Source organism: Gordonibacter sp. (assembly GCF_036667095.1).
Lineage (GTDB): Bacteria > Actinomycetota > Coriobacteriia > Coriobacteriales > Eggerthellaceae > Gordonibacter.
Genome location: NZ_JAVWUP010000139.1, coordinates 2851 through 6775, shown reverse-complemented (window position 1 = coordinate 6775; position 3925 = coordinate 2851). Strand labels below are relative to the sequence as shown.

At 53.9% G+C, this 3925-nt stretch carries 4 protein-coding genes; 1 reads left to right on the top strand and 3 read right to left on the bottom strand.

All coding sequences use genetic code 11. The features are described 5' to 3' along the window. The first annotated feature begins 347 nt into the window (after positions 1-347). Positions 348-1661 carry an AAA family ATPase gene (locus RR842_RS10755; RefSeq protein WP_332723872.1) on the top strand — a complete coding sequence of 438 codons (1314 nt, stop codon included), beginning with the start codon at positions 348-350 and terminating at the stop codon, positions 1659-1661. A gap of 145 nt (positions 1662-1806) precedes the next feature. Here RR842_RS10755 and RR842_RS10750 read toward each other — a convergent pair whose 3' ends face one another. The 3 genes from RR842_RS10750 to RR842_RS10740 form a co-directional block, all read right to left on the bottom strand. Continuing rightward, positions 1807-2670 carry a nucleotidyl transferase AbiEii/AbiGii toxin family protein gene (locus tag RR842_RS10750; RefSeq protein WP_332518285.1) on the bottom strand — a complete coding sequence of 288 codons (864 nt, stop codon included), beginning with the start codon at positions 2668-2670 and terminating at the stop codon, positions 1807-1809. Continuing rightward, positions 2667-3182, bottom strand: coding sequence for a hypothetical protein (locus RR842_RS10745; protein ID WP_332520978.1), 516 nt, complete (start codon positions 3180-3182; stop codon positions 2667-2669). The genes RR842_RS10750 and RR842_RS10745 overlap by 4 nt, the downstream gene beginning before the upstream one ends. 219 nt (positions 3183-3401) lie before the next feature. Further along, the gene (locus tag RR842_RS10740; RefSeq protein ID WP_332512577.1) at positions 3402-3821 is read right to left on the bottom strand and encodes a DUF454 family protein; all 420 of its coding nucleotides are present in this window, start codon (positions 3819-3821) and stop codon (positions 3402-3404) included. Positions 3822-3925: the final 104 nt, after the last annotated feature.

Here is a 3925-nt window from a genome sequence, read left to right as displayed (position 1 = left end):
AATCGCTTCGGGTGGCAACAGCATCAACGATCGCGCAGAAGGGGGGATCGCTCCCATAGCGCTTTGGGGGCTGTTTTGGCAAAATGCCTAGCCCAAAGGGGGTTATTTTTAGAGTTTTCGCCTTCGCGGGGCGGTGAAGCGTGTGTTCGCGGGGAGGATTCTGGCAAAACTTGTGCAATGCTGAAGCTTGGCAAGTACCGGTTTACTCTGGTTCCTGTCAGATTCATATCGTACTTTTGCAGAAATTAAGTCATTTAGATTTCGACTTTTGCAGATTTACTCTAGTATTCGAAGAGTCTTTTGGGATAAGCGTTTGTTTGACTAATCGTGCTTACGGAGACCATACTATGCTGACACGCAAAATCGAGAGCAAGCTTGCCGAATGGAAGCGAACGAAAACTAAGCAAGGACTTCTCATCACCGGCGCAAGGCAGGTCGGAAAAACAAGCAGCGTTGAAAAGTTTGCCACAGAGGAATACTCGAATCTCATTAAAATCGACTTTGTCGAGGCACCCAGTGCCGTTAAGCTTATCTCGGAAGCCCGAGATATCGAAGACCTTATCGTGCGCATAACCTCTCTTGCTTCTCGCCCCCTTCCCAACGAAAAGACCCTCCTCTTCTTTGACGAGGTTCAGCGATGCGGAGATGCAATAACTTGGATGCGCTATCTTGCCGACGACGGTCGGTTCGATGTGATCTACTCGGGATCTTTGCTGGGTATCGAAACGTACGATTTCAGATCGCTGCCCGTTGGCACTATCGACATCGTTGAGATGTTCCCGTTGGACTTCGAAGAATTTTGTTGGGCCAACGGTCTCGACGGGAGCCTGTGGGATATTGTTGCTGGCTGCTTTGCGAGCAAAACGCCAGTCCCCGATTTTCTACACGAACGCTTCATGGATCTCTTCAGACGCTACGTTTTGGTTGGCGGTATGCCGGAAGCCGTTCATGTGTTCGTTTCAACGAACGATACCCAAGCAATGCGGGCACGCCAGAAGAGCATCCTCGATGCCTATCGAGCTGATATAACTCGCTACGTTGACAACAAGGTTCATGCCCAACGAATCAAGACCATATTCAACGCCATTCCTGCGCAGCTGGGAAAGGAGAACAAGCGGTTCGTTGTAAGCGGTATCGAAAAAAAGAAGCGTTTTGCGGACATGGCATCTGATTTTGGCTGGCTCGAAAACGCTGGAGTCGTGATACCGGCCCGCAAGGCCACCGAGGCGACCTTTCCTTTGGGACTGAGCCAGGAGCAAAGCTTTTTCAAACTCTACCAGAGCGACGTCGGGCTGCTTTTCTCGACCTTTGAGGCCGTTGAAGTTCGATCGATCATTGAAAACGCGGTATCGGTCAACTTCGGAGCCGCGTTTGAAAACGCAGTTGCCCAAGAGCTTCGCGCGCACGGCCGTGAAGCCCTCTTCTACTACTATTCGAAAAAGATCGGCGAAGTGGATTTCCTCCTGCAACAACCTGGAAGCATGGACGTTATTCCCGTTGAAGTAAAATCGGGCTCTCGCAGCCATTCGCACGCAGCACTCGACAACTTGATGTGCGTGCCGAACTATCGGCTTTCGCAAGGTTTCGTTCTGCATCCATTCAACGTCGAGAATGACGGCTTGGTGGACTATCTGCCACTGTACATGGCTGGATTACTCTAGCGAAAGAGAACGAGAACTTCTTTGACGGAACCGCGAAGCGAGAAAGAACGCCAAGCGAGCTTCGGCGAATCCAAGGACCGCCTCTGCGTGGCCTGCGGTGCTAGCGAATTGGAGAACGGCTTCTGCGAACTAGCAGCCGAAGGGGCTATCCTTGCAACTCTTGGGATATCTGCTTGAAAAAGTCTGCGCTCCACAGATTGAGGGCCTCGGTGTCGTGGATGAAGGGTGCGACGTCGAGCTTTGCGTTTTGGAAGTCGAGGGAGTCGAACTTCTCACAGAGCAGGTTGCGAACTTCGTCGACGGCAAGTACCGTGCCGCTTGCTAGGTGCCCGGTTTGCACGAGCTTGGCGCTCAAGTGCGCGGTGTTCACGCGCGTGTTGCGCGACAGGTAGAACACGTAGTCGTAAAGATCGCGGCCCTTTACGCGCTTCTTCCACCCTCGACAGAGCACCGCGTGTATTTTCCCAGCGAAAAGCGACTGCTGATCGTAAAGGTTGACTTCGTAGGGGGCGGGAAGCAGTCGATAGCGGCGCTCGAAGGTGGCGCCCTGTGCGGGATCTGTGTCAACTTCGAACTTGATTTTGATCTTTTCGGTTGCCTCGGTACCGCCGATTACGTCTTCGGGCGCGTAAAACAGCAGCAGATGCTCAAGGGTATTTGCCTTCAAAAAAGCAGAGTGGATGGCGGAATCGTTTGCCTTGATCTTCGTCTCGATGGAAACGTTCAAGCCGAACGAGCGGATTTCGTTCTCGAGGGTAGGGAAATATGCTGCAAGATCAAACGAGGCATCGGGCGCTATGAGGGAGAAGTCGAGATCCTCGGAAAAGCGGTCGAGCCCGTAGAACACGCGCAAGGCGGTGCCGCCGTAAAACGCAGCCTTGTCGAAAAAACCGGCACGGGACAATCCGCATAAAACGATTTCTTGCATGATCTCTTTGACGGCGTTCTTGCGATCGGTTGGCGTTTCGGTGCTGTAGGCCTGCAGCATTGATTCGAAGGACGCGTTCATGGTCTGACCCTCCTGAGGCTCTTGTCAAGCAGCTTGACGTTGGTGCAGCGGTATTTGCCTTCGTAAGAATGGATTTCTGCTGCATTCAGTTTTGCGAACTCGCCTCGGTCGATACGCAAGTCGTCAAAGAGCAGGTATTCCAGTTCTTTCGTTCCCGCTACGGGGGGGAGCTTGTAGAGCTGGTCGCAAAGGGCTTTTTCCGGGCGCGCGATGCGATAGTGGTAACCGTCCGCTTCGCGAGTCTCGATTCCAAGGGGAAACGCAGCGGGGGGAACGTCGCGGTACGTGAATCGTCCGAATGGCGTTGAGTATTCTTTTTTCTTTTTCTTGCTGAACGTAGCGCTGGTGATGGTTGCCACGCGTTCTGGAATAAGGCCGTGGCAGCTTAGCGCGAACTCAAACGAGAGATACGATGGTCCGTAGATGCTGCCTGCGAGGAGGTGGGGTGAAGCGGTTCGATCGGTTTCGTAGAGACCCCTGACGATGGGGATGATTTGGCCATCGCGCACCATGCGTATCAGCTTGTTTGCCGGTGCCGCGTACTTCGACTGTTCCTCTATGAGCATCGAGTGGGTCTTTATCATTATTTTCACCTCTTAATTGCATATTAAGCAATTAAGAGGTGAAAATCAAGCATTTTGAGCAGTGCAATAGGGGTTCGGTGTCTTGTTACACGTGCTCTTCATGAGTCGAATTTGTAAGGGATGCGTCGCGTGTCGAGCGCGGCGGCGTTATTCCGCTTCTTCGGCCTCGCGAGCTTGCTGCACGTTTTCCAGCGAGATGGTGGGGATGCGTACGCACATGAGGTATACGAGGAACGCCGCCACGCAGCCGAGGATGACCCACACGATCACGTTGTGCACGATGAGTGCGCTCGCTCCCATGAGCACGAACGAGACGGTGAGGATGCGCACCTTCGTGGAGGCGGGGATGCCTCCGGCCTCTTTGAAGGCCACGACATAGGTGCGGTACACCTTCGTTGAGATGATCCAATCGTGGCAGCGCGGCGAGGATTTCGCGAACAGGAACGTTGCGAGCAGCAGCAGGGGGGTGGTGGGCAGTACCGGTACGAGCACGCCGACGCATCCCAAGATGCAGGCGGTCCAAGCGCCGATGAGCATGAGCGTGCGGGGCAGGCGGTTCACGGGCATCCTTTCCGTCGTGCGAGGCGTCCGCCGGGAGGCGGGAAGGGCTGACTCTTGTCGCAAGTATAGCAGAGCCCTGTGGAAATCCGATGCTTTCGGACAAGGTGCCT